Raw genomic sequence first — 25,498 nt, 5'->3', positions numbered from 1 at the left:
CCGTTTTATGACCGCTTATCTTTCTCTGCCTTGTTTTTAATAGATGAGTTTTTAATAGAGGAGCTTTTGGCAGAGAAGTTTTTAACGGCATTAAACAGCGGTGCATAGAGCGCATCGGTTAATGTGGCAAAGCGGTGACCGTGGACTGTTTGCTCACTAAACAGCTGCTCAAAGGTAGGCCATTGGTGGCTTAGGTATGCGCTAAGCGTAACGTCTCCTTGCTGGAAGCGCCCGCCTTCATAGCTGGTGGCGGCAGCGGCGTAGGCATCGCTTTCCCGGGTGCTTTCAATGTTGCCCTGTTTGGTGAGCCACGCAAAGGCGGCCATGGTGGCCAGCGGTAAGGGGGCTTCCAGGCCATCCTGCCAGGCGCTTAGCTGGGTGACCAAATGGATGCGGGCATGATCGGCCTTAATGGGTTCAAGAGTGATATGGCCCGCCTTGGAGAGCAACCGGGTGGTCATCGGGCCGTGTAAATTACCTGCCAGATGCGCCACCCAGGGGCGTAGCAAGTGGCTCCAGCGGTATTGCCCACGTCCGTTGCCCTGGCTGATTAAGCTGCTGCTAAGTAACAGCAGTCGGCATCGCTCGCCGCGTTCGTTCTGGCGTAGCTCGCCCAGCCAATCCTCAAGCACAAGGCCACCACTACCCTCTACCGTGATAGCTTCTGGCGCAGGCAGTGCGATGGGCCACGCGGCTAGTGCCTCTTCGTAAGCGTTGAATAGCTCCTCCATGGGGTCGGCCAGCGATTCGCGCATGCGTTCACCAAAGGCGCCCATGGCGAGTACTCCCTGGCCTTGTAAGCGGTCCAGGGCCGCGTGTAGGGCTTCAATACGTGACTGGCCGTTATCCACCGCGTGGCGTTGGGTGGCAATCAACTGATCCTGTAGCTGCCAGTTTTGCAGGCCATTCAGGGCGAAGGGTTCGGCATCCAGCTCGGCAATTGCTTGCTGCTCAAAGTAGACTCCCAGCCGGGTATTAAAGAAAGTGCGCACCGGTTCGCGCAGAAAGCTGCCCAACAGGCCCAGTGTTAAAGTGGCAGGTGTGTTTTCCGCTGACAGTGCGAGAGGTTGAACAAGCGGCTGGGCTGGGCGTGGTGCGTGTACTTCCCGCCACTCATGGGCATAGGTGAATAGTCGCCCAGCCTGCTCGTTACTCCCCTCATTGATCTCCTTATTGAAGTACAGACGGCTAAAGGGCTGTAGCGGGTGCTCGGTAGTGAGTGCTTCCAGCAGCGGTTCACCGGATTCAAAGCCCCAGCCTGCCTCCAGGTGATCACGCAATTGGCCTACCAACACAGAGGGAGGAAGCGGTGTGTTGTCGATTTGGCTGCGGCCTACCCAACTGATGTAGAGCTGTTCCCGGGCGGAAAGCAGTGCTTCCAGAAACAGGTAGCGGTCATCCTCCCGTCGGGAACGGTCGCCGGGGCGATAGTCACTGCCCATCAGGTCGAAATCCAGCGGTGGCTGGGAACGGGGATATTCGCCGTCATTCATGCCCAGCAGGCACACCCGCTTAAACGGAATGGCGCGCATGGGCATCAGGGTGGCAAAGTTGACCGCCCCGGCTAAAAAGCGCTGGGAAAGGCTATGCTCATCAATCTGTGCCAGCCAGTGTTCGCGCACCATAGAAAGGGGCAGCGGCTCGGTCAGCTGGGCTTCGCTGCTGCTTTCCAGCAACTGCTGAAGGCCGTTTTCCAACCTGGTGAGCATCACGCTTTCCTGGGCATCATCGGTCAGGAAAAAGGTTTCCAGCAGGCTACGCAACCGGGCTACCCAACTGGCCGCATCCGTGGGCTGGCAAAAGGTCTCCCAGGTGCTTTCCAGTTTTTCCAGCAAGGTGGCCAGCGGCCCGGCAAGGCCCGCTTCCAGCCCGCCAATGTCGTCAAATGGCTCGATACCCTGCCAGGCACTGCCTGCGCCGACAGTATAGCCAAGCAGCAGGCGACGCAGGCCAAATGCCCAGGTGTTTTGGGCAAGCCCATCGGGCAGGTCGAGGGTTTGGCGTTGCCTGGCATTTAGCCCCCAGCGGATACCTGCGCCCTCCATCCAGCGCGCCAGTATGGGGAGATCACGCTGTTCCAGCCCAAAACGCTGGCGCAGGGCGGGTACATCCAGCAAATCCAGCAGGTCGCTGACCGACAGGCGTAGTTCCGGCAGACGCAGCAGTTTTTCCAGGGCAATCATCAGTGGCAGTCGGTGGCGACTGGCCTGGTCGGAAAGCGTGTAAGGGATAAAACGCGGGTCATCCGCAGGTAGCTGGCCAAATACCGCTTCAATATGCGGTGCATAACGGTCGATATCCGGCACCATCACGATAATATCCCGTGGGCGCAGGTTGGGGTCCTGGCTAAAAGCGGCCAGCAATTGATCGTGGAGAACCTCCACCTCCCGCTGAGGGCCGTGGGCAATATGGAACACGATGGAGTCGTCTGCCGGGTTGAGGGCAGGCCAATGGGAGCAGGTTTCCGCGACGGGGCGTAGCTCGCGGATATCATCCTGGAGCTGGCTGAGCAGGCAGTTATGCTCCGGGGTGTTAAACGGCTCAAACATATCAATACGCAGCGCCTGCTGCTCAAACAGGGTTTGATAGTGGCCGGTATCATCGTGTTCATCCAGTAGGCGCAGGTAGTCCCGACCCTGTTTGCCCCAGGCGGCCAGCAGCGGTTGGGCGTGCAGGTGCAGGGCGTCATCTGCGTCGCTGGTGCCCAGCACGTCCAGCGTTTCTGGCATGCCTGCTTTGCGTCGCTGGCGATAGCGGTTGGCCCGCAACAGGTCTTTGTGTTCGATGATATCCGCCCAGTAATACTGGCAGGGGTTATGCACACAGAGCACAATCTGGCAGCAGCGGGAGAGCGCCGCCAGGGCTTCCAGGGTTTGCTGGGGCAGGGAGGAAATGCCGAAAATAATCAGCCTGCGGGGCAGCCCCGGTGGGCAGGTCTGGTCTGCCAGTTGTTCGGTAGCGGTTAGAAAGCGCCGGTGCACCTGGGCGCGGCTGCTGTTCAGGCCTGCTTCCCCTTGGCTGGCAGCCACATCATCACGCAGTATACGCCATAGCGCAGGCTGCCAGCGCTGATGCTCTTCCAGCGGTCGGGGCTCTCCCCGAGCGGTAATCAGTACGTCATCACCCTGTGCCCAGGCGTCTAACCAGTCGGCCCGGTACACTTGGTATTGGTCGAAGAGGTCCGCAAGCCGCTCAGCCAACTGGTAGTGTTTGCGCTGGTCGCGGTCAATTTCCAGAAACTGGGCCAGTGGGGCGAATACCTCTTTGCCCGCCAGGGTGGGTAACAGGCGCAGCAGCCGCCATACCAGCCGGGATTTATCAAACGGCGATGTTTCCGGTACTGCCGTGGGATCCCCCGTCACGTGGGTAAGCACTGTACGGTAGGCCTGCCATAAAAAGCGTGCTGGCAACATGACATTTAGCGCGGCGGCAATGCCGGCACCGCCATTTATGGGGTCTTCCGCCAGCGCCAGCTTTAACCACTGCCCTATGCCGTTGCTCTGTACCAGAATGGTTTCATTTTCCAGCGGCCCCAACGGATGCCTGCGCATCCACTCCACCGCCAGCCCGCGCAGGTCTTCCAGGCGGTTAGCATGCACCACCATAAAGCCAGGGTTAAGAGAGGTGGGAGTTAGCAAAGCGTTAGCAGGCATGCGGTGGTGTTCCTTCACGGCGATAAGCGTCACAGGTAGCAGTTACGCTATGGTGCCATAAGTTAAGTGCCTTGCGGGATGAACGTTATATCGCCAAGCTGTGGTCACCGTAATGCGTTTCCTGAGGAGTCCGTGATGACCGAGCCTGCCAATAATTCCCGCCGCCACTCTGCCTCGGTGGTGGATGGCCCCGGCAAGGCAGCCAGCCGTGCCATGCTGCGGGCAGTGGGGTTTAACGACGATGATTTTAACAAGCCGCAGGTGGGCATTGCTTCCACCTGGAGTATGGTCACCCCGTGTAACAGCCATATCGGTGAGTTGGCGGAGTTTGCCCGCGATGGTGCCGATGCTGCAGGTGGTAAGGGCGTAATTTTCAATACCATCACCATTTCCGATGGCATCGCCAACGGCACCGAAGGCATGAAGTACTCGCTGGTGTCCAGGGAGGTCATCGCTGATTCCATTGAAACCGTGGTGGGCTGTGAAGGCTTTGATGGCGTAGTTGCCATTGGTGGCTGCGATAAAAACATGCCGGGTTGTGTAATGGGCTTGGCGCGGCTGAATCGCCCCAGCGTATTTGTTTATGGCGGCACCATTATGCCCGGCAAAGGGCATACCGATATTGTCTCGGTATTTGAGGCGATGGGGGCGCACTCCCGTGGCGATATCAATCTGATCGAACTTAAAAATATCGAAGAGAGTGCGATTCCTGGTCCTGGCTCCTGTGGTGGTATGTATACCGCCAACACCATGGCTTCGGCCATTGAGGCGCTGGGTATGAGCCTGCCGGGTAGCTCGGCGCAGAACGCCATTTCCCAGGCAAAGCGCGACGACTGCAAAGCCGCGGGCGAGGCGGTACTGGCATTGTTGGGATGCGATATTAAGCCTTCCGATATCATGACCCGTGAAGCGTTCGAGAATGCGGTTACCGTGGTAATTGCGCTAGGCGGCTCTACCAATGCGGTGCTGCACCTGATCGGTATGGCGCGCACCATCGGCGTGGAGCTGACCCTGGCGGACTTCACTGAGATCGGCAAGCGGGTGCCGGTACTCGCTGATCTGCGTCCCAGCGGCCACTATATGATGAGTGAGCTGGTAGCCATTGGTGGGATTCAGCCGTTGATGAAAATTCTGCTGGACGCCGGGCTGCTCAACGGCGACTGCTTAACAGTGACCGGTAAGACCCTGGCGGACAACCTTGCCGATGTTGAGCCCTACCCGATGGGGCAACAGATTATCGCGCCGCTGGGTAACCCGATTAAAGCGGAAAGCCACCTGCGCATCCTGTTTGGCAATCTGGCCCCAGAAGGCGCCGTCGCAAAGATTACCGGCAAGGAAGGCACCCGTTTCAGCGGTTCGGCGCGGGTGTTTGGTTCCGAAGAGGAAGCCCAGGCGCGCATTAATGATGGCACCGTAGTCGCAGGTGATGTGGTGGTGATTCGCTACGAAGGCCCGAAGGGCGGCCCCGGTATGCGGGAGATGCTCACGCCAACCTCTGCGATTATGGGGCGTGGCCTGGGGAACGACGTGGCGCTGATTACCGATGGTCGTTTTTCCGGTGGTAGCCATGGCTTTGTAGTGGGGCATGTATCGCCGGAAGCCTTCGACGGTGGCCCGCTGGCGCTGGTGCAGGATGGCGACCCTATTACCATTGATGCTGAAGCCGACACCATTGATGTAGATGTGAGTGACGAAGATATGATGCGCCGCCGGGCGGCATGGCAGCAGCCTGAACCCCGTTATACGCGTGGTGTACTCGCCAAATATGCTCGGTTGGTAAGCTCGGCCAGCACGGGGGCGGTGACTGACCACGAGTAACCCGGCTTGGTTCTCAAGCTGTCATGAAGATATAAAGCGTAAGGCGTAATATGAAAGCCTTGCGCTTTTTCATTGGGTAAACGGTGAGCTAGATGGCACAACAGGAGCGGGCGTGCGGGCGAGTCAGTGAGGTATTCTGGTCGTTTTTGGTGCTGGGGCTGACGTCATTTGGCGGGCCGGTGGCGCACCTTGGTTATTTTCGTACCGCGTTTGTGGAACGCCGCCAGTGGCTTACTGAACAGGCTTACGCCGATTTAGTCGCACTGTGCCAGTTCTTGCCGGGGCCCGTGAGCAGTCAGGTTGGTTTTGCACTTGGTTTACTGCGCGCAGGCCCTTGGGGTGCCGCTATGGCGTGGCTGGCGTTTACGCTGCCTTCCGCCATTGTGTTGGTGCTGTTTGCGTTTGGAGCAGCGGTGCTGGATGGCCCTGTTGCCAGCGGCATTATCCATGGCCTCAAAGTGGTGGCAGTGGCGATTGTGGCCCACGCGGTGTGGGGGATGGCGCGTCACCTGTGCCCGGATACAATCCGCGCGGGTATTGCCCTGTTCGCTGTGTTGGCCGTAGTGCTTGTCAGTGGGGTGGTAGGGCAGGTAGTAGCCATTGTGTTGGGCGGTGTAGCGGGGCTGCTGCTGTGCCGTGAAAGTGCTGTTGCCACGGCAGATGGGGCGTTGCAATTCCCGGTATCCCGCCTTGCGGGCATGTTGGCATTGGGGCTTTTTGTGGCGCTGTTAGTGTTGCTACCTCTATTGGCGGGCAGTGCCGCGTGGTTAGCGGTAGTGGATGCATTTTACCGCTCGGGTGCGCTGGTTTTTGGTGGCGGTCATGTGGTGTTACCGCTGCTGGAAGCGGAAGTGGTACAGTCGGGCTGGCTTACGGCAGATGAATTTGTGGCAGGCTATGGCGCGGCCCAGGGGGTGCCAGGCCCGCTATTTACTTTTGCCGCCTACGTGGGCGCGCTGCTGCCTGATATGAATAGGGTGGTAGGCGCGCTGCTGGCGTTAGTGGCGATTTTTATTCCTGGCTTTCTGCTGCTGGTGGGTGTGCTGCCATTCTGGAACCACTTTCGCCAGTGGGGAAGCGCGCAGGCGATCATGCGTGGTGCCAATGCGGCGGTGGTAGGTATTTTAGGCGCCGCACTTTATCAGCCAGTGTGGACCAGCGCGATTATTGGGCCTTACGAGTTTGCTCTGGCGCTCACGGGCTTTTTACTGCTGACCGTGTGGAAGCTTCCTGCATGGATGGTGGTACTGGTAGTGGCATTGGGCGGGATCGTCATTCCGCCCCAGTAATTGGAGCGGAGCAAAGCAGAGACAGTGAAATCAGGCGTGGAGGTTGTTGCTATGGCGCCTCCAGCTCTAAGGTGCTGCGTAGAACATTGAGTTCATCAATGTTCAAGTGCTCAAGCCTTCCGGCGAGCAGATCGCTGATCTTTTGCACTGGTAGCCCCGCCCGGTGGGCGATTTCGCGGCTTCCCAGGTCTGATACGGCGATCAGGCGGGTAATAATACGCATCAGGCGTGTACGTTTTTCCAGTTCCCTGACGTCAAGGTCAGGGCTGCTTCGCGGAGGATCCAGTGTTTCTGCGTGAGCAGTTGAGTATGCCGTACTCATGTGACTCCATCAGTCTGAAATGACAAATACACAATGCCGCCAAGTCACGCGCTTTTCAATGCCTAATTAGATGAAAATTTCGCACCCTTCATAAAGCCCGCAACCGGGCAGGCTCTGGTAAACTATGCGCCTTCCTATTTCTGGTGAGCCACTGATGATAATCGGCTCGTTGATCGCTTTTTGCTTTAGCAGGCCGTAAGGCCGAGGAGTTTTTGCATGTCGAACAGCGCACCCAAGGTGGGCGTGATCATGGGGTCAAAGTCTGATTGGCCGGTCATGGAGCACGCGGTGGCGATGCTGGAGCGGCTGGGCGTGGTATATGAGACCCGCGTGGTTTCAGCACACCGTACCCCTGACCTGCTGTTCGATTATGCCAAAAGCGCTGCTGAGAGAGGTTTGCAGGTGATTGTGGCGGGGGCCGGTGGCGCTGCCCACTTGCCGGGCATGGTGGCTTCGCAAACGCCGCTGCCGGTATTGGGGGTGCCCGTCGAATCCAAAGCGCTTAAGGGGTTGGATTCACTGCTCTCTATTGCGCAAATGCCTGGCGGCATTGCGGTGGGAACGCTGGCGATTGGCAAGGCCGGAGCTACCAATGCAGGCCTGCTGGCCGCACAGATTGTCGGTTTGCAAGACGCTGCGGTTCGTGAGGCGGTGGATGCGTTCCGTGCCGAGCAAACGCAAATGGTGCTGGATAACCCTGATCCTCGCCCCGATACCGACGCAGAAACGCAATAAGGAGGCCCGGCCATGAATATCGGCGTGTTAGGCGCGGGCCAGTTGGGCCGCATGCTGGCGTTGGCGGGTTATCCGCTAGGTAACCGGTTTACTTTTTTGGATACCACCGGAAGCCCTAGCGCAGGTATTGGTGATGTCATCGTAGACCCCCACAACCAGCGGCTTGCGGAGTTTCTCGATAAGGTTGATGTGGTGACCTACGAGTTTGAGCACCTGCCTGTTGAACTGGTTCAGCAAATTGAGCAGCACAAACCGGTCTACCCCAGTAGTAAAGCCATTGCCGTTTGCCAAAACCGGGTGGAAGAAAAAGCGCTGTTTGATCGCCTGGGTATCCCCACACCTGCTTACCGTGTGGTCGAAAGCGCAGAGCAATTGGCCACTGCGGCGCAAGCGCTGGGCTGCCCTGTGGTTGCCAAATCGGTCACTGAGGGGTACGACGGTAAAGGCCAGGCGGTGTTGAAAACACCGGAGCAGGCACAGGAGGCCTGGGATGCCATTGGTCATCGCCAACTGGTTGTGGAAGCCTTTGTCGATTTTGTGCGGGAAGTCTCGATGATTGCGGTACGCGGGCGTGATGGGGAGGTGGTGTTTTACCCCATGGCGGAAAACCAGCATGTGGAGGGAATTCTGCGCTACTCCGTTGCACCGCTGCCGGACTTGGATGCCAGTGTTCAGGCAACCGCCGATAGCTATATTCGTTCGCTGTTGGATGAGCTGGATTATGTGGGTGTGCTGGCCCTTGAACTGTTCCAAACCCGCGATGGCAGTTTATTGGCTAACGAGATGGCGCCACGGGTGCACAATTCCGGCCACTGGACGATGGATGGAGCAGTAACCAGCCAGTTTGAGAACCATCTGCGTGCTGTGCAGGGATTGCCCCTGGGCAGTACCCAGGCCATTGCCCCTACCTGCATGGTGAATGTGATTGGCCGTGAAGGTGACAACGCCGCCATACTGGCGATTGAAAATACCCATCTGCACCGCTATGACAAAGTGGAGCGGGCAGGGCGCAAGCTGGCGCACGTTAATGTAGTGGCGGAAACCCATGCTGAGCTGTTGGAAAAAGTGCGTGCCTGCCAGGCGTTGCTGCCTGATGCGCCAGACGTAGCGTGGAGCTTTACGCCCTAGCGTTAACCTTGAAAAAGCCGCCTGAATTAGGCGGCTTTTGCGTTTACGGCGCTTGCAACTATCAGGAAGACTATCGCTTAGCTGGTCAGTTGCCCACTGATAAGCAGCCAAAGCGCAATCAGCGCGAAATGGCCAGGATACCAGGTAAGCCAAAGACGTCGTGGCATCGCAAAGGCGACCTGGGGCACACGCTGAGCAGCCCCTGCCGCCAGTATAAGCACAAGAATACAGGTACCTACCGTAAAGGACTTCGCCATATCCGAGGCATTCATCTGGCCTGCAATCCATAATACTGGAAATGCCGCCAAACCGGCCCATAGGCGCGATTTCAGCGCGGTGCGGGTTTCACTCAAGGCGTGCATGGCAAACATGAACAGTGGAATCAGTAGCAGGCCGTTATGGCTGTACTCCACCCAAAAGCCGAGTAGATACCAAACGGTGACACCCACGGCTGTTCCCAGTAGTAGCCAGCCAAAGCCCAGGGTTTGCTGCTGATAATGCTGCCAGCCCTGACGCGCTAACGCCCCCAACGCCAAACCGCTGGCGAGTGTAAAGCAGACATTCAGAATAAACGCATCTGATGCGCGTGGCATCATCATATAGGGCACTTGTGCGGCGAGCCCGATAACCAGAATACGGCGGGAGTAGCGCAGGGGGTTGCGGGTATTAAACAGCCCGTGCCAGGCCACCATGGCAGCGAATAGTGGAAATGCAATACGGCCAATCGAGGAGCCTGCCCATCCGAGATCCCAGTCGCCGGGCAATACATAGCGCGTCAGGTGGTCCACGGTCATCGTGAATAGCGCAAGCCATTGACCCCATGCTGTCCAGTTGGAAGAGGGGCGGGCCAGTGTATTTTCATATGGACCAGCGGGGTAAGCCATAAAACCTCCGTGTTGATTATGACCGATGATACACAGACTAAGGCTGATTCACATAGTTCACTAAGCTGGCGCCGCTGTTGGGTTTGGCAAGTGAGTGTTGGGCACCTGTGATTCATGTTGAAACGCATCACCCCGGTTATTGCCGGGGTGATGGGATGGTTGTTGACCAGATCAACCTAGAGGGGGGGCTGGCCGCTTATTCGTCGCCAAAGTAGCGTTCATGAATAAGGTCGTAGGTACCATCCTCTTTCACGGCGGCGAGGGCCGCGTTAAAACGCTCAGCCAGACCTTCATCGCGGGGACGAAGGGCGATGGCAAGTCCGTCACCAAAATACTCATAAGGCTCGTTGATCATGTCGCCAATCACTCGGTACTCGCTGCGTTCACTGTCAAGCAGCGTCGTTTTACCCACTGGATAATTAACAAACACAATGTCTACACGCTCTGCTTCCATATCCAGCAGCATGTCATCGACACTGGCGTAACGGCGAACGGTCGCGATATCTCCGTAAAAATCGGTAGCGTAATTATCTTGCAGGGTGCCACGCTGAACACCCAGTGTCAGCCCCTCCAGATTGGCTTCATTAACTTCTTCAAACTCAACGTCCACTGGCCCAAACCAGGCAGATGGAACCGTTAAATAAGAATCCGTGAACAGAACCTGGGCACGGCGTTCGTCGTTAATCGTCATGGATGACATAATGGCATCGTAGTTGCGGGCAAGCAGGCCTGGAATAATGCCATCCCACTGCTGCTCGACCCACTCGCAGGTAACCTCCATTTGCTCGCATAAAGCGTTACCCAGGTCGATGTCAAAGCCCGTTAATTCCCCATCAGGCGTTCGGTATTCCATCGGTTCGTAAGGGACATCAACCCCGAAGCGTATATGGTCGTAACTATCGCGGGCCTGAGCGTGACCAATAACGAGGGTGGCGGCAGTAATCGTGGTGAGAATAATATGTTTCATAATGCTCCCTGTCAGAACGGGGAGGGCAAACAGCGTTGCCCATTCCCGTTATATGGCATTGCTAGATGGGTTGTAATTGGCTAATTCTGTTAGCTTTGAGTGAGCTTCTGGTGCTCTTTGCAGGGTTGGTTCAAGATAATTTTTTAGACGCTGAAAACGAAAACCCCCTGGAGAACCGGGGGGTTAGTAAAGGGCTTACTCCTGGTCTTCACCAAAGTAACGCTCGTAGATTTCATCGTAGGTGCCGTCGTCCTGCAGTTCTGCCAAGGCATTGTTGAATCTCTCGGCTAGTGCCTCGTCACGCTGGCGGAAGGCAATACCGAAGCCATCACCAAAGTATTCAGCAGGCTCGGTGATCTGCTCGCCAACCACAACGTAGTCACCACGCTCACTGTCGAGCAGTGTGGTTTGGCCGATGGGGAAGTCGAGGAACACGATATCCAGACGCTCAGCTTCCAGATCAAGCACCATGTCATCTGCGGTGGAGTAGCGGCTGACACTGGCTACACTGCTAAACAGGTCGGTAACGTAGTTATCCTGCAGAGTGCCGCGTTGAACGCCAATTGTCAGGCCGCTGAGCGTTTCCTCATTGGCTTCTTCGATGCCCAGGTCGCTGCCTGCAAACCAGGCTGAGGGCATGGTGATGTAGGGATCGGAGAACAGTACCTGCTGACGACGCTCATCATTAATGGTCATGGATGACATGATGGCATCGTAGTTACGTGACATCAGGCCAGGGATAATGCCGTCCCACTCTTGTTCGACCCACTCACAGGTAACACCGATACGCTCGCATAGCGCATTGCCCAGGTCGATATCGAAGCCGGTAAGCTCGCCATCCGCTGTGCGGTATTCCATTGGTTCGTAGGGAATGTCGACGCCGATACGTACGTGGTCATAATCCCGTGCCTGAGCAGAGGAAGCTGCGGCCATGGCCAGGCCAAGTACGGATATAGTGACTAGTTTTTTCATTTTTTTACTCCGTAGAAAACAGGTTCACCAACAATGATCCTCCTTAACGTACCCCAGCTTGGGGTTGACGAAAAGGGGAATGAACGCGTTACAAACCAACGTTTGTTTGACGGTTGCCGCTTTGAGCGGCAAGTCGTTTATTCACCTAATTTGTCTGGGGCCGCAAGTGAGCCAGTAGTTTTTTCTCCAGAAAGCGGAAGAAGTATAAAATGGCAAACGTTAAGCATAGATAAATAGCAGCCACAAACAAGAAGGCTTCAAATGGTGCATAAAAGCGTGCATATACGAAGCGGGCTGCGCCGGTTAAATCCATCAATGTAACAACGCTGGCAATAGCGCTGGCGTGCAGCATAAAGATCACCTCGTTGCCGTAGGCAGGCAGGGCGCGACGGAATGCGCTGGGTAAAATAATGCGCCGCATCATCAGGCTGTCCGACATGCCGTAAGCCCGGGCTGCCTCAATTTCACCCTTGGAGGTGGCTTTGATGGCGCCGCGAAAAATTTCCGTGGTATAGGCTGCCGTGTTCAGGGTGAAGGCAATCAGGGCCGGATAGAACGCTTCGCGCAGGATAGGCCATAGAAAGCTCTGCTGTATCCCGTCAATAAACACTACGCCATAGTAGATGATATAGAGTTGGATCAGCAGCGGTGTGCCGCGAAACACATAGGTGTAAAAGTAAATCGGCAGGCTAATCCATTTATGCTTGGAACTGCGCATAATCGCTAATGGAATAGCCAGCACCAGACCCGCTACCAGCGATAGGAACACCAGTTGAGTGGTGGTGACCAATCCTTGCCAGTAGTAGCCGAGCGTGGTTGGAGTAAAAATCAGGTTGCCAGCGAGTAGATCGTTGAACCATGCAGAAATATCCAGCATCTCACTGCCCCCCGAAGCCAATGTCATAGCGTTTTTGTAATCGTGCAAACATCCACTCGGATACGCTTGCGATTAACAGGTAAACCAATGCCACTGGGATCAGGAAGACAAAGGGTTCGTGAGTGGCCCGTGACGCTTCTGCGGCTACACGTACCATGTCGGTTAAACCGATAACGGATACCAGCGCAGTGGTTTTCAGCAGTACCATCCAGTTGTTGGAGAGGCCTGGTAGTGCGTGGCGCATCATTTGAGGAAAGCGAATACGCCGGAAGACGAGGGCGTTGCTCATGCCGTACGCCTTGCCCGCCTCGATTTGACCGTAGTCCACAGCCATAAAGGCGCCCCTAAAGGTTTCGCCCATATAAGCACCAAAGATAAAGCCGATGGTCAGTACGCCTGCCGCGAAGGCGTTGAAGTTGAAATAGATGTCGATGCCGTAATGGTCATACAGCATATCGCTGATGGCGTTAACCCCGATTTGTCCGCCAAAGAACAGCAACATCATCAGAACCAGATCCGGTACACTCCGGATAACTGTGGTATAGACCGTTGCGGTGCGGTGCAGTAACCAGCTACGCGACATTTTGGCAGTCGCGGTCAGCAGGCCAAGCACAATGGCCAGTATCAGCGACAGGACCGCTAGTTGGAGTGTGACGCCTGCCCCCTCGATCAGGCGGGGGCCGTAACCTTGCAGATCAAGCATGGTGTGCCTCGCAGATCAGTATTTTGGGGCCAGGAATTGTTTTAGTCGCGGCGATTGAGGATTACCCAGCACTTCCTGGGGAGTGCCGGCTTCTTCCACCAGCCCCTGGTGCAGATAGATAACCTGGCTGGAAACGTCTCTGGCGAAGCTCATTTCATGGGTGACGACCACCATTGTCCGCCCTTCATCGGCCAGATCCCGCATTACTTTGAGGACATCACCCACCAGCTCCGGGTCGAGGGCGGAGGTGGGTTCGTCAAACAGCATAACTTCCGGGTCCATGGCGAGCGCACGGGCGATAGCGCCACGCTGTTGCTGACCACCGGACATTTGCGCCGGGTAGGCATTGGCTCGTGCACTCAACCCAACACGCTCCAGAAGAGCATGGGCTTGCTCTGTCGCCTCTTTTTTGGGTTTTCCCAGTACATGGATAGGGGCTTCAATAATATTTTCGAGCAGCGTCATATGTGCCCAGAGGTTAAAGCTCTGAAACACCATCGACAGCTTGGCGCGCATACGCACCACCTGTTTCCAGTCGGCGGGCTCGCGGCCATGCTTGGTGGTTTTAAAGCGAATGTGTTCGCCGTGGACAATGAGCTCCCCATCGTCCGGCTGTTCCAGCAGGTTCATGCAGCGTAAAAAAGTACTTTTGCCTGACCCTGATGCTCCAATGAGGGTGATGACATCACCTTTTTGGGCTTCAAGAGAGAGGCCTTTGAGGACTTCCGTATCGCCAAAGCGCTTTTTAATATTGCGTACTTCAAGGGGCGTAGGCGTAGTGGCCATAACTTAGGCTCCAGTACAGGGTTGCCGCAGCAGCAACAGGTTTAAACGAGTGCTTGAATTGCGGCTGGCGCGAAAAAAGGGGCGATTCTATCAGGCCTTGTGCATGGCGCGCTTGTTTTAAAAGGGCGACATTCGTCTTGGTGCACATTACATGGCCTGGGGCCGCCTCTACATTATTGTTATCAAAGTGCTATTTTTACAGCTCTGGGGCCGAGGGGCTGACTGCCACCAACAGCGCCGCCCGTGCGCCAATCTCTACCTGGGCGTTGGGAAACACCACATGCAGAGGTGACCCTTCAACGATGAAGTTACCGGACACGCTATCTTTTGCCAGGCATGTACCGGGTTCAAACCGGCTAAAGTTAGGCACATTATCATCAAAACAGAGGGTGAAGTCCTTAGCGTGCCGCATCAGTTCATGCTTTACCTGGAAAAATACCATGGTGTTAGCAGGCTTAACGGGTGGCTGGTGCCCTGAACTCAGGGCGTTGATTAGCACCAACATGGGCGCTAGCGATGTCATATCATTTTGTCCAAAAGGGGCGACGCGTCCCAGTTCAAATGTGAACGCCTGGGCTTGGTGATAGTGCTTGCTGTAATGGGAGAAGGTCCAGCTGTGTTGGTGTTGATGCAGCACGGCTTGTATATCTGCTGCGGCAAGCCACTTCCATTGTGCCAGGTGTGTAACGCTTTCGGCGTAGGGTTCGACAACAAAGCGGGGGTATAGGCTGCCCCTGATGGCGGTGTGCAGGTCATAGTGCAGTTTCGGTAACCGGGTATGTCGGGTATAGAAGGCATCCACTGCTGCCATTAGCTCACGCGCGCGGTCTGGCTCTGGCCCTGTGGCGGTTAAATCGCGCTTAAACAGACGATTGAGATTGGTGGAGATAAAGCGCTGTTGTACTTGCAGCGCGGGAATATTGCCCAGAATCACTAATATCGGTGCGCCCAACTGACGTATGCCAGCCTCAAGGGCGCATAGCCAATCGCCCAGCAGCTCTACGGGTGCGGTTTCATTGCCATGGATGGCAGCAGAAAACACACAGGCGTGGGCATCAGGGCGCTCGACATCCGGTGTCAGTTCCAATACACCGGGGGCATGAAGTTGATACGTGCCGCTGGTAAAGCGACCTGTGCGCGGCGTAGGGCTTTTATCATCAAGTGTCCAGTCGAGCCATTGGCCTAGCATGCGTGGTTCCTTGGGCGTGGGGCATCAGCTTTTAGGTTGAGTACCTTTAACACGCTGAGCGTCAGCCACAAGGGGGCGAGTCGTAAGCATGAAAATGGTGGGTGGGATGATGAAAATCAACAGTATAAAATCGCCTATTCCGCAATCTGCATAAGAGCTTTCGTTTGGGGCTGGCATTCATCCGCATCAAGCTGGTGAGAACCTGCTGATAGGGCGTATCGCGCTCTTCACTGTTGCCAATGGAGTGCTACCGCACGCCCTGATAAACCCCGTTGTACGTCGTGATCCTTATGGGTTGGCTTTAATGAAATCGAAGATCCCGGTCGAAAACATTCGCTTTTATCTACTATCGGCTGGGGTATGGTTAGTAGGTATCGTTTACTGGGTATCCACCCATCGCAATGCCAAGGAGCAAGCAATGACGAAGGTATTAGTTCTCTATTATTCCATGTATGGACATATTGATACGTTAGCGGCCGCAGTGGCCGAAGGTGCCAAAAGCGTTGACGGGGTTGAAGTCTCCGTTAAACGTGTCCCTGAAACCATGCCGGAAGAGGCGTTTAAAAACGCGGGTGGCAAGCAGGATTACACCACGCCTGAAGCGTCTCCTCAGGAGCTTGCTGATTACGATGCCATTATCTTCGGCACACCGACGCGCTTTGGTAATATGGCAGGGCAGATGCGCACCTTCCTGGATCAAACCGGCGGCCTTTGGGCAAAAGGTGCCTTGCGGGGCAAAGTCGCCAGTGTGTTCACTTCAACCGGTACCGGCGGTGGTGATGAAATGACCATTACCTCCACATGGACAACGCTGGCCCACCACGGCATGGTGATCGTGCCGATTGGTTATGGCATAGAAGAGCAGTTCGATATTTCCAAGGTAAGCGGTGGCACACCTTATGGGGCGGCCACGATTGCAGGGGGCGATGGTTCTCGTCAGCCTGATGACCGTGAGCTGAAAATTGCACGTTTCCAGGGTGAGCATGTCGCGAAAATTGCGGCGAAGCTGGCTGACTAATCCCTTTCTGATAAAGGTATAGCTTACCGGTTTGTAGGATATCTGCTGGTTACTCTGCTCATGTGCTTTTAGTTAATGTTAGACGTCGCATGAGTAGAGTTGTCCGAGCGAGCCAGACCCATCCTCCCAGCTGTAAGAACCATGTTATTGAAAAAGCCATTTGATAAGCGTGTTCTGTAGACAAGCTGTATGAGCTTTTGGTGCAGAATCGAATGATTTCACCGATACCCCATTGGAATAAAAAACCAATGGAAAACACTAAAAAGTTCATCGATGTACTGACTCTTCCCACGTATTTTATAGGAACTTCCTGACCAATTAACGCAAAGCTCATGGGCGCACTGGTTCCAAAGAAACCATAGATAACCCAAAGCGTAAGTGGCGCTTGTGCGCCCATTAATATAATGGTGGCGAACGTAACCAGTAGTAGTCCGGCACCCGTAAGAGCAACGGCTATTGGGTTGATGCCCCATTTGGGGGCCTTGGCTCCTAAGAACCCGTTGATTAAATAACCTGCCACCATGCCCGCCGCCATCAATAGTAAAGAGTAACCCACCTGCATTCTATTCAGCCCCACGACCATATATAACCAGGGGCCAGCCCATAGTGTTTGGATCGCCATGAACCCTCCCTGGAGTAGACCGACGGCTGGGCCTACTCCGATGAAGAACCAGTGGCTTAAGGCGCTCTTTAGCCCGGCTAACTCTTGACACCAGCTGGTGTTACGGCGTGGATTTTTGACCTCCGGTGCTGATACAAGTAAGACCATCGAGGCAATAAGAGTGGCTACTGCCAGTAGTAAGAATACTGCTTGCCAGCCGAAGAGCCTTACGATTGTCTCGAGTGGGGCTGTTGCCACAATGGCTCCCACTCCCCCGGTGGCGACCATGATGGAATGCATCGGCATCATCCAGTGGGGCGGGAATTCGTTGGCCATGGCTTTAAGGGCAGCCATTAGAGAGGCGGCAACGCCTATGCCCATCATTGCTCGCGCAATCGCCATGGTTGTGACATGTGATGACAAGGCGAAGAGTAATCCGCCTGAAGCGGCAATAAGTAGTAAAGCTGCGTTGACACGTCGAGGTCCTAAAAGATCAAGCAGTACTCCCAAGGGGAGTTGAGCGATGGCAAACGCTAGCATGAAGGTGCTGCTAAGCAAGCCGAGATCCGCAGCGCTTAGTCCTAGGGACTCAACCAGGTCAGGTGCAATGACGGCGTTTGCACTGCGATAGATATGCGATAAAAAATAGGCAAGTGCAAAGGGCAACATCAATCTCAGAGCAGTACTCAATCGTGTCGAGTGAGGGGCAACAGTGCTGACCGGTGGCATTCCAGTAGTGATCCTTCAAGCGAGTGGAGCAGTGCCTGGCACTGCTCCCGAAAGGCGAGGTGTTAAGATACTTACTTAAAGATATCCAAGCTCCATACATGCCCTTTCTGCACCGGGGTGCAGGTCAAATTGTCCAGTATCGTGACAAATGACATCCGGATAGAACTCACTCATTGACTGTAGTGAGTTCCGCATGGCTTCAGCATTTTCCAGAACGGTGTGGGTGAGTTGGTAAGCTAACTCGTCATCCATATCTTCATGTACAAAGAGCACATGATCTACAGCAGCTGTCACAAAAGGCTCGCTTAAGCTGTCGTAGAAGTCGGCTGGATACTCGGTTTTTATGTAGCCACCGTAACTTTCCACCAGTTGATCAACCATCTCTTCTTCTATGGCGAGCCATACCAGATCTCTGATTGACGCATCAATATCCAGCATGAAGGCTGCAGGAACCCGTGTCATGACCATGGATACATCGACATGGCCATCTATCATCAAAGAGGAGTGTTCGCCCTGTGGGTTGAAGGAGGTTCTACCACCCCACTCAGCCAGCTCCTCAAAGCTTGAACCGTAGGTTTCAAGAAATCTTCTGCCGGTTAATTCGCCCGGATTACCACGCTGTAGAAATGCCCACCGCATGGAGGGCTGCTGTTCGAGTAGTTCTCCCAAGGTTGTCACACCTTCTGGCAATAGGCTCTTGCGTGTCAAAAATGATGAGTAACTCAAAGCATTAAGGCGTACTAAAGCCCTGAGGTTGCGTAACCCCTCGGGGGCACGATCTCCGATATCTCCAGTACCCTCCATCGCATCAGCGGAGGTAATGGTGTCTGTCAGACCCACTGCCTGATTGGGTTGTGAGCGTGAGATATGAAATGGATTGGTCGTACCACCGCCCGATACTGCTGATATATCCAGACCTTCAATATCTGTTTCCCATTGTGATATCCAGACAGACATTACTTCCATATATAGACCTCCCACTGAGCCAGCATAGGCCGTGATAGGCTCATTCTGAGCCATAGCCGTGTGGCTGGCAGGTAGGGTGGCTGCCAATGTGAGGCCTGCAGCGGTGATGGTTTTTAAATGATACATTTTGTGCTCCTTCCTGATGTTTTCTATTGTTGTTGGCAACACGGTTTGAGCTCAGTCCTAAACTTGGTCATTACAAACTGCTTGCTGGTATTACGTGTGCTGTGATTCGACGCGCGCTCTTTTTGAGTCGAGCCACTGCCATAGCATTACGATGCCAACGGCCAGAGCAGCCAGAGCATCTGTTAGCAGGGATGGCAGAATAATGGCTAGTAAAGATGCCAGTAACAATGCCCGTTGGACATGGTTGAGACGATGTAGCATCCAGTTGGACATTAGGATAACCAGCCCTATCACGGCGATTGCTGTACTCAGCACCACTTGTAGGCCGAACCAAATGCCATGCTCGGTAATATTTAACAGTGTTGGGTTATACGCGATGATGATGGGAATTATGTAGGCGGGCATCCCCAGTCGAAGCCCGGTAAACCCTGCGCGCATAAAGTTGCAGTTGGCAATTGAGGCTGCTGCGAAGGTGGCAACGCAAACAGGCGGTGTGATGTTGGCCGTCAGTGCAAACAAAAAGATAATCATATAAGCCACGAATGGTTCCAGACCAAACTGCATGAGTGCAGATGCCCCGAAGAGTGATGCAATCAGGAAGGCACCAGTGACGGGCATGCCGAAGCCCAGCACGATGGTCATGCCGCCCACGATTAACAGGGCCGGGAGCAGGTGGCCGCCGCTCATGTTGATCAAAAAGCCAGTGATTTGGTAGGGCACACCTGTCATTTCCAGAATGGCAATACCAATGCCTGCGCAGACGAGTACCACCCCGATACTAACGACACGCTGCATCGTTGACGTAATCGCTGTTGTTAATGCCATGAACCCCATCCGGGTTTCCCTGCGTAGCCAACTGACAGGAATGATGGATAGAGTGGCAACGGTGGCCGCAAAGTAAGGGGTGTATCGCAACATGAGCAGGATGATTAGAATGACAAGCGGTATTGCTAAGTGCCCATAAGTTCGTAGCACCGAACGGATATCAACGTTGCCGCCCTCAGGTTCATATATCCCGATACCTGCCTTGCTGGATTCAATATGTACAGCAAGATACAAGGCCATCACGTAAAAGAACGAGGGTACAAGAGCCGCCAAGGCGACATAGGCATAACTAACCCGACTAAATTCGGCAACGATAAATGCTGCTGCGCCCATTACGGGCGGGAGTAGTTGACCCAGCTGCGAGGCACAAGCCTCGGTTGCTGCGGCAAACTCACGACGATACCCGGCACGCTTCATTAACGGGATAGTCACGGCGCCAGTCGCATAAACATTGGCGGCACCACTGCCAGTTAATGCGCCAAATAACACACTGGCGACGACTGCGGCCTTGGCGGGGCCACCTTTACGTCCACGCGTTAGAGCAATGATCAGATGGGATAATAAGCGATCCCCCCCGGCTGCCTGAAGAAAGGCACCAAAAGCAATGAACATGAAGACGATGGATAACGATAGCGAGGCGAGTGAGCCGTATAGCCCTGTCGTTGTCAGAAATACATGATCCAGAAGTTTTTCAGCGTTGGTGCCCTGGTGGCGAAGAAGGCCCGGCAGGTAGTTTCCAAACAGCGTAAATGTGGCAAAGCAAAGAATGAGTACCGGCAGAATTAAGCCGACGACTCGGCGTGCCAGCTCCATGACGAGGAATAGAGTTAGTAGTCCGATCATCCAATCCAACGGCTCCAGCGGATCCAGGTATACCATCCGGAATACGATACGCTCATAGTCATGGATTAGATAAAACGCAGATACCAGCCCGAGTACTGCCAGTACCCACCCGGACCAATGCGGAGACTGGATCGCTTCTTCGTCTTCAGTAGGGGACCTGGAGCGAAAAGGTAATACAAGAAAGCCCAGGAATATTAAGGCACTGACGTGTAGAGGGCGGACTACCATGGGCTCTGGAACTCCGCTGAGCGCTATATAGAAGTGGTACAGTGCTACACTGACCATGATGGCAGTGATGATTCGTACTTCCACTTTCATTGTTTTTCCCTCTTATGGGCCGGGTGGCGAGGGCAACAGGCAATTGCCCTTTGGCAACCCAAATGGAGATTCGGCAATCCCTGCCAGGGTATTGTTGTCATTGTTGTTGGAGTAACGCCTCAACCAGCAGCCGGTCGAGGCTGACTGGAGGTACTTACGCGATCTCTTTTGCTTTCAAGGGCATCTCCATACTGCGTAATATCTCTTGTACTCTTTTGACGTCGACATTTCTGACGGAATTATCTGTATCAATGGCGACGGCTGCGGCAACGCCAGCGGCCTGACCAGTTGCCATGCAAGCGGGCATATTACGAGTCCGGCCGTGAGCTATATGGTCCGCCGATATGCAGCGCCCTGCGACTAAAAGCTGTTCTACCTGTAAGGGCACCAGCGTGCGGTAAGGAATTTCGTACGGGCCTAAACCCTGGAAATCGACATCTGCACCTTTTACTTCGTGTACATCCATGGCGCAATTGTCAGCACCAATACTGTCTTCAAAGGTGGTGCAATCGACCACGTCCTTGCCAGTTAATGTGTATTCACCCGTTATATGGCGGGTTTCGCGTACACCGATAACCGGTGCAATTTGACCGATATGAGCGTTCTCGAAGCCAGGAACTTTCTCTATCAGAAATGCAGTATAAGCCTCTATCTGCCGATATATTTCCAGCATGGCATCACTCATCTCCAACGGGGAGAGGCCATCCACGCCCAGTACCCGTGTGGCATTAACGTATAGAACGCCATTGGCGGTTTTTAGCGTGATATTTTCACGTTGCAACGCAATGCCCTTTTCTTCCTGATACGCCTTGATGAGGTTATTGAATCCGGTAAGCCATAGGCCGTAATCGAGATCTTTATCATCTTCTGGTATGGAGCGTGCCGGAACTTCCTGGGGGTTCTGCCGAGCCCAATCGGCAAGTCGTTTGACATCGACATTCGCCAGTGTGTAATACATTGAAACAGGTTGGACTGCATGGGCATCGCCATCGCCTAAGATATAAGGAGCCCCTGCTGATGCAGCAATATCCGCATCGGCGGAGCAATCTATGACGACTTTCGCGGCGATGTATTGGCGTCCGCCCTTGCTCTCGATAATCACGCCTGACACGGCATTGCCTTCCATCACGGGTGCCGAAACCACGGTTTCAAACAGCACTCTTACGCCTGCTTCGTGCAATAACCGGGTAAGCAGCATCTTCATGATTTCCGGGTCACACGGCGAGGCGATTTTGACGTCTTTAATCTTGGTAGTAGCCACGTAGTCGGCACCGACGCCACCCACCGAGCGGGCGAGGTTCCAGATCTCAAGGGGGATGCCCCCGGATAAGACACCGGACGGTTTTGTATTAAGGCCCAGTGTCATGTTTCCGCCCAAAGAGCCAAAACGTTCAATCAATACTACTTTCTTACCCTGTCGTGCTGCGGCTAACGCTGCCATTGGGCCTGTTGTTCCACCACCAACCACTGCGATATCAGTTTCCAACAAGCACGCTAGGTGACGCGCAGGCTCTTGAATTGTCTTGTGATTATTCTGCATCTAATTAGCTCCGGTGTTATTTGGAAGGATAAACCATTTGCCTTGTTGTTTTATATGCGTAACAATGGTTCGTATATAAAACATAGATGGCTAGAAAATATCTGTCAAGGCTTTGCCAGACAGCGCTTAAAAATATTGGTAAAAAGGTGCAGAAGAACGACCGTGTTAAAGATAAGAAAAGCCAAGGGAGGGTAGTGTCATGGATAAAACATCAGAAGATGTGAACAGTAGTTATATGGTTCCCGGCCTTTTGAGGGGCTTATCGTTGCTGGGTTTATTTGGTAAGGATCGGCCTGCCATGAGGCTGACGGATATTGCCAAGGAGCTAAAACTGTCGCGGGCGACTGTCTTCCGAACGGTTTACACACTGGAGCATGAGGGCTATTTAGTCCGGCTTAAAGACTCCAACTATTACTCGCTGGGCCCCCGTGTGCTAACGCTTGGGTTTGACTATCTTCATTCACAGGAGCTTGTCGAAGTCGCGCGGCCAATCCTGGATGGTTTACGTGATACGACCGGGGCGAGCACGCATATGGCGTTGATTGATGATTTTGATGTTCTTTACATATACCGGGCAGCATCTCATCAGCGACTTTCGAGTAATCGACATGTTGGGTCGCGGTTACCTGCACATGTAAGTTCGATTGGGCGGGCAATACTGGCTGAGTTGCCAGAAAGCGTGGTTGCTGAAAAATATGCAGGTTATGACCTTCGAGTTGAAAACTACACTGAACCGGCAACCTTTGATGAACTGAAAGAGTGCCTCAGAGTAGAGCGTGAAAGGGGATACATCGCCGGGTCGTTTGTATCGGGGATATCGTCAGTGGCTGTCGCTATCCGCGATAGTGAGGGAAATGTGGTGGCAGGTATTAATGTCTCTGATTACGAGTCCATCCCCTGTATGAAGGATATCCATGGGAAACTAAAGGATAAGGTTTTAGCAGCAGCGAGTGAGATATCGCGTAGGCTCGGACACACCAGTTCTCTTTAATTAGTTGATCATGCCCAAGACGTGGATGGTCGTGAATGGCACACCTTTAAGATGCAGGGTGTGCCATTGGTAATTACCCTGCCAATTTGGCCGCAATTGCCTGACCCAGCGTGGTGGTGGTGCCCTGCCCGCCAACATCGCGGGTAAGTACCAGGCTATCGCCTTCTCTCAGCACTGTCTCAATGGCGGTTACGATGGCATCACCGGCTTCTTTATAGCCCAGATGCTCCAGCATCATCGCGCCAGACCAGATTTGACCAATGGGGTTAGCAATGCCTTTGCCAGCGATATCAGGCGCGCTGCCGTGCACGGGTTCAAACAAGCTGGGGAAGTTGCCTTCTGGGTTGATATTGGCAGAAGGTGCAATGCCAATGGTACCGGTACAGGCAGGGCCCAGGTCGGAAAGAATGTCGCCAAACAGGTTGCTACCCACCACGACGTCGAACCAATCCGGGTGCAGGACAAAGTTAGCGGTCAGGATATCGATATGGAATTTATCCACGTTGATATCCGGGTACTGCTTGGTCATCTCGGCGACACGCTCATCCCAGTAGGGCATGGTGATCGAGATGCCATTGGATTTGGTGGCAGAGGTGAGCTTTTTGCGCGGACGGGTCTGGGCTAGGTCAAAGGCGTACTTTAGAACGCGGTCCACTCCCGTGCGTGACATCACGGTTTCCTGAATGACGATCTCACGCTCGGTGCCTTCGTACATTTTACCGCCGATGCTTGAGTACTCCCCTTCGGTATTTTCACGCACCACATAAAAGTCGATATCACCCGGTTCGCGGCCTGCCAATGGGCTCTTGATGCCAGGCATCAGCTTGCAGGGGCGCAGGTTGATGTACTGATCAAACCGGCGGCGGAATTGGAGGAGGGAGCCCCATAGCGAAATATGATCCGGTACTTTTTCTGGCCAACCGACAGCGCCATACAAAAGGGCGTCAAACGCTTTCAACTGCTCAAACCAGTCGTCCGGCATCATTTTGCCGTGTTTCAGGTAGTAGTCGCAGTTACCGAATTCGAATGTGGTGAACTCCAGCGGGATGTTAAAACGTTGCCGGGCAGCTTCCAGTGCGCGTAACCCTTCAGGCATGACTTCGGTACCAATACCGTCTCCAGCGATAACTGCTATGCGGTGAGCCATGTGAACTCCTTGTGTTATCCAGTGTGAACGGGCGCGTCAGGGTTGTTGGTATTCGATAGGGTCTACTCGACGCGACTGCTAGGAGTGTAGCCTCTATTGGAGAGAAGATAATCAGTTTACTATGCAACCTATTATTGCCTGGAAGTGGATAATGTAGTGATGCCTCTTGATGATCTTGCTTTCTTTCAGACACTGGCGAGAGCGGGGAGCCTGACAGCAACCGCCAGGGAGCTGGGGCTGTCACTCTCCGCGGTGAGCAAGCGGCTAAAGCAACTGGAAGCCCGCCTGGGCGTTTCTCTGGCGGCGCGCACGACGCGACGGCTTACGTTAACAACAGAAGGCGAGCGCTACCTGTCACGGGGCAGCACTATTCTTGAAGCGTTGGTGGAGCTTGAAAGTTCACTGGTTGAGCATGAGGAGCTAACAGGCCGCCTGCGCATCAATGCTACTTTTGGGTTTGGGAGGCGGCACGTTGCCCCTTTGTTATCGAAGTTTTGTGAGTTGCATCCCGGGGTGGAAAGTTGGATTGAATTAACCAATTTCCCCTTGAACCTGGGGGATCACGGCTTTGATGTGGGTATCCGGGTAGGTGAACCACCCGATTCGCGGCTGGTGGCCAGGCGGATTATGGCCAATCGCCGGGTACTGTGTGCTTCTCCGGCCTATATAGCGCGCATGCCGCTTCTCGACGCCCCTGGCGATCTGAGTCGTCACGAGTGCCTGGTGATTCGTGAAAACGACAGTGATTTTCCTGTCTGGAGATTCGAGAGCAAAGTGACGGCGGGGCAGGTCGAATCCGTTAAGATCAGTGGTCACCTTGCCAGTAATGATGGTGAGGTAATCACCCGGATGGCTCTGGATGGACATGGCGTTATCCTGCGTTCCTGGTGGGATGTGCGTGAGCATCTGGTGGAGGGCGCATTGGTGCCGCTGTTGCCAAACTGGCAAGGTGTAAGAGCTGATTTTTATGTTGTGTATGAACAGCGACCGCACGTGCCTGTACGGCTGCTCGCCTGGGTTGATTTTCTGCAACGTGAAATGGTGGGCAGGATACCTGGCCTGCCCGAGTGA

Annotated in this window: 21 protein-coding genes; 7 read left to right on the top strand and 14 right to left on the bottom strand. The window is 54.4% G+C overall.

Translation table 11 applies throughout. The annotated features are described in order from the left end of the window. Window positions 1-5 precede the first annotated feature (5 nt). The gene (gene recC, locus HP566_RS03095; RefSeq protein ID WP_249975800.1) at window positions 6-3,653 is read right to left on the bottom strand and encodes an exodeoxyribonuclease V subunit gamma; all 3,648 of its coding nucleotides are present in this window, start codon (window positions 3,651-3,653) and stop codon (window positions 6-8) included. A gap of 135 nt (window positions 3,654-3,788) precedes the next feature. Here recC and ilvD point away from each other — a divergent pair, with 135 nt between their 5' ends. Further along, window positions 3,789-5,471 (top strand): dihydroxy-acid dehydratase, encoded by a 1,683-nt coding sequence (ilvD, locus tag HP566_RS03090; RefSeq protein ID WP_249975799.1) that lies wholly within the window; start codon window positions 3,789-3,791, stop codon window positions 5,469-5,471. Window positions 5,472-5,563: 92 nt separating this feature from the next. After that, window positions 5,564-6,760, top strand: a complete 1,197-nt coding sequence (gene chrA, locus HP566_RS03085) for a chromate efflux transporter (RefSeq protein WP_249975798.1) — start codon at window positions 5,564-5,566, stop codon at window positions 6,758-6,760. A gap of 49 nt (window positions 6,761-6,809) precedes the next feature. Here the strand turns inward: chrA and HP566_RS03080 are convergent, their stop codons facing one another. Continuing rightward, complete coding sequence (locus HP566_RS03080; RefSeq protein WP_249975797.1) at window positions 6,810-7,082, bottom strand: XRE family transcriptional regulator; 273 nt, start codon at window positions 7,080-7,082, stop codon at window positions 6,810-6,812. Between the two features lie 216 nt (window positions 7,083-7,298). On the opposite strand from HP566_RS03080, the gene purE reads away from it, so the two are divergent. Together purE and HP566_RS03070 are read left to right on the top strand one after the other, a co-directional pair. Beyond that, on the top strand, window positions 7,299-7,817 hold the full coding sequence (gene purE / locus HP566_RS03075) for a 5-(carboxyamino)imidazole ribonucleotide mutase (protein WP_249975796.1): 519 nt from the start codon (window positions 7,299-7,301) through the stop codon (window positions 7,815-7,817). Window positions 7,818-7,829: 12 nt separating this feature from the next. Next, window positions 7,830-8,945, top strand: a complete 1,116-nt coding sequence (locus HP566_RS03070; protein ID WP_249975795.1) for a 5-(carboxyamino)imidazole ribonucleotide synthase — start codon at window positions 7,830-7,832, stop codon at window positions 8,943-8,945. A gap of 77 nt (window positions 8,946-9,022) precedes the next feature. On the opposite strand, the gene HP566_RS03065 is transcribed toward HP566_RS03070, so the two are convergent. The 7 genes from HP566_RS03065 to HP566_RS03035 all read right to left on the bottom strand — a co-directional run bounded on the left by HP566_RS03065 (window position 9,023) and on the right by HP566_RS03035 (window position 15,323). Beyond that, a complete protein-coding gene (locus HP566_RS03065) occupies window positions 9,023-9,829 on the bottom strand; it encodes a TraX family protein (protein WP_249975794.1) in 807 nt (268 codons plus the stop codon). 196 nt (window positions 9,830-10,025) lie between these two features. Continuing rightward, a complete protein-coding gene (locus tag HP566_RS03060) occupies window positions 10,026-10,796 on the bottom strand; it encodes a transporter substrate-binding domain-containing protein (RefSeq protein WP_249975793.1) in 771 nt (256 codons plus the stop codon). Window positions 10,797-10,991: 195 nt separating this feature from the next. Then, window positions 10,992-11,768: a transporter substrate-binding domain-containing protein gene (locus HP566_RS03055; RefSeq protein WP_249975792.1), complete on the bottom strand. Its 777-nt coding sequence runs from the start codon at window positions 11,766-11,768 to the stop codon at window positions 10,992-10,994. 145 nt (window positions 11,769-11,913) lie between these two features. After that, a complete protein-coding gene (locus HP566_RS03050) occupies window positions 11,914-12,645 on the bottom strand; it encodes an ABC transporter permease (RefSeq protein ID WP_249975791.1) in 732 nt (243 codons plus the stop codon). A gap of 1 nt (window position 12,646) precedes the next feature. Further along, window positions 12,647-13,348, bottom strand: coding sequence for an ABC transporter permease (locus tag HP566_RS03045; protein ID WP_249975790.1), 702 nt, complete (start codon window positions 13,346-13,348; stop codon window positions 12,647-12,649). A 15-nt stretch (window positions 13,349-13,363) separates the two neighbouring features. Next, window positions 13,364-14,134 carry an ABC transporter ATP-binding protein gene (locus tag HP566_RS03040; protein WP_249975789.1) on the bottom strand — a complete coding sequence of 257 codons (771 nt, stop codon included), beginning with the start codon at window positions 14,132-14,134 and terminating at the stop codon, window positions 13,364-13,366. A gap of 196 nt (window positions 14,135-14,330) precedes the next feature. After that, entirely contained in the window at window positions 14,331-15,323 is a 993-nt protein-coding gene (locus tag HP566_RS03035) for a succinylglutamate desuccinylase (protein WP_249975788.1), read from the bottom strand. A gap of 418 nt (window positions 15,324-15,741) precedes the next feature. Here HP566_RS03035 and wrbA point away from each other — a divergent pair, with 418 nt between their 5' ends. After that, entirely contained in the window at window positions 15,742-16,341 is a 600-nt protein-coding gene (gene wrbA / locus HP566_RS03030; protein ID WP_249975787.1) for an NAD(P)H:quinone oxidoreductase, read from the top strand. A gap of 58 nt (window positions 16,342-16,399) precedes the next feature. Here the strand turns inward: wrbA and HP566_RS03025 are convergent, their stop codons facing one another. The 4 genes from HP566_RS03025 to HP566_RS03010 all read right to left on the bottom strand — a co-directional run bounded on the left by HP566_RS03025 (window position 16,400) and on the right by HP566_RS03010 (window position 22,289). Next, window positions 16,400-17,611: an MFS transporter gene (locus HP566_RS03025; protein ID WP_249975786.1), complete on the bottom strand. Its 1,212-nt coding sequence runs from the start codon at window positions 17,609-17,611 to the stop codon at window positions 16,400-16,402. A 135-nt stretch (window positions 17,612-17,746) separates the two neighbouring features. After that, on the bottom strand, window positions 17,747-18,763 hold the full coding sequence (locus HP566_RS03020) for a TAXI family TRAP transporter solute-binding subunit (RefSeq protein WP_249975785.1): 1,017 nt from the start codon (window positions 18,761-18,763) through the stop codon (window positions 17,747-17,749). Between the two features lie 90 nt (window positions 18,764-18,853). Beyond that, a complete protein-coding gene (locus tag HP566_RS03015; protein WP_249975784.1) occupies window positions 18,854-20,749 on the bottom strand; it encodes a TRAP transporter permease in 1,896 nt (631 codons plus the stop codon). Between the two features lie 154 nt (window positions 20,750-20,903). Beyond that, complete coding sequence (locus HP566_RS03010; protein ID WP_284041289.1) at window positions 20,904-22,289, bottom strand: FAD-dependent oxidoreductase; 1,386 nt, start codon at window positions 22,287-22,289, stop codon at window positions 20,904-20,906. Between the two features lie 199 nt (window positions 22,290-22,488). On the opposite strand from HP566_RS03010, the gene HP566_RS03005 reads away from it, so the two are divergent. After that, complete coding sequence (locus HP566_RS03005; protein ID WP_249975783.1) at window positions 22,489-23,280, top strand: IclR family transcriptional regulator; 792 nt, start codon at window positions 22,489-22,491, stop codon at window positions 23,278-23,280. Window positions 23,281-23,353: 73 nt separating this feature from the next. Here HP566_RS03005 and HP566_RS03000 read toward each other — a convergent pair whose 3' ends face one another. Next, window positions 23,354-24,427, bottom strand: coding sequence for a tartrate dehydrogenase (locus tag HP566_RS03000; protein WP_249975782.1), 1,074 nt, complete (start codon window positions 24,425-24,427; stop codon window positions 23,354-23,356). A gap of 156 nt (window positions 24,428-24,583) precedes the next feature. Here HP566_RS03000 and HP566_RS02995 point away from each other — a divergent pair, with 156 nt between their 5' ends. Further along, a complete protein-coding gene (locus HP566_RS02995) occupies window positions 24,584-25,498 on the top strand; it encodes a LysR family transcriptional regulator (RefSeq protein WP_249975781.1) in 915 nt (304 codons plus the stop codon).

Source organism: Vreelandella olivaria (genome assembly GCF_023507745.1).
GTDB classification, from domain to species: Bacteria; Pseudomonadota; Gammaproteobacteria; order Pseudomonadales; family Halomonadaceae; genus Vreelandella; species Vreelandella olivaria_A.
This window is presented reverse-complemented; position numbering and strand designations above follow the sequence as displayed.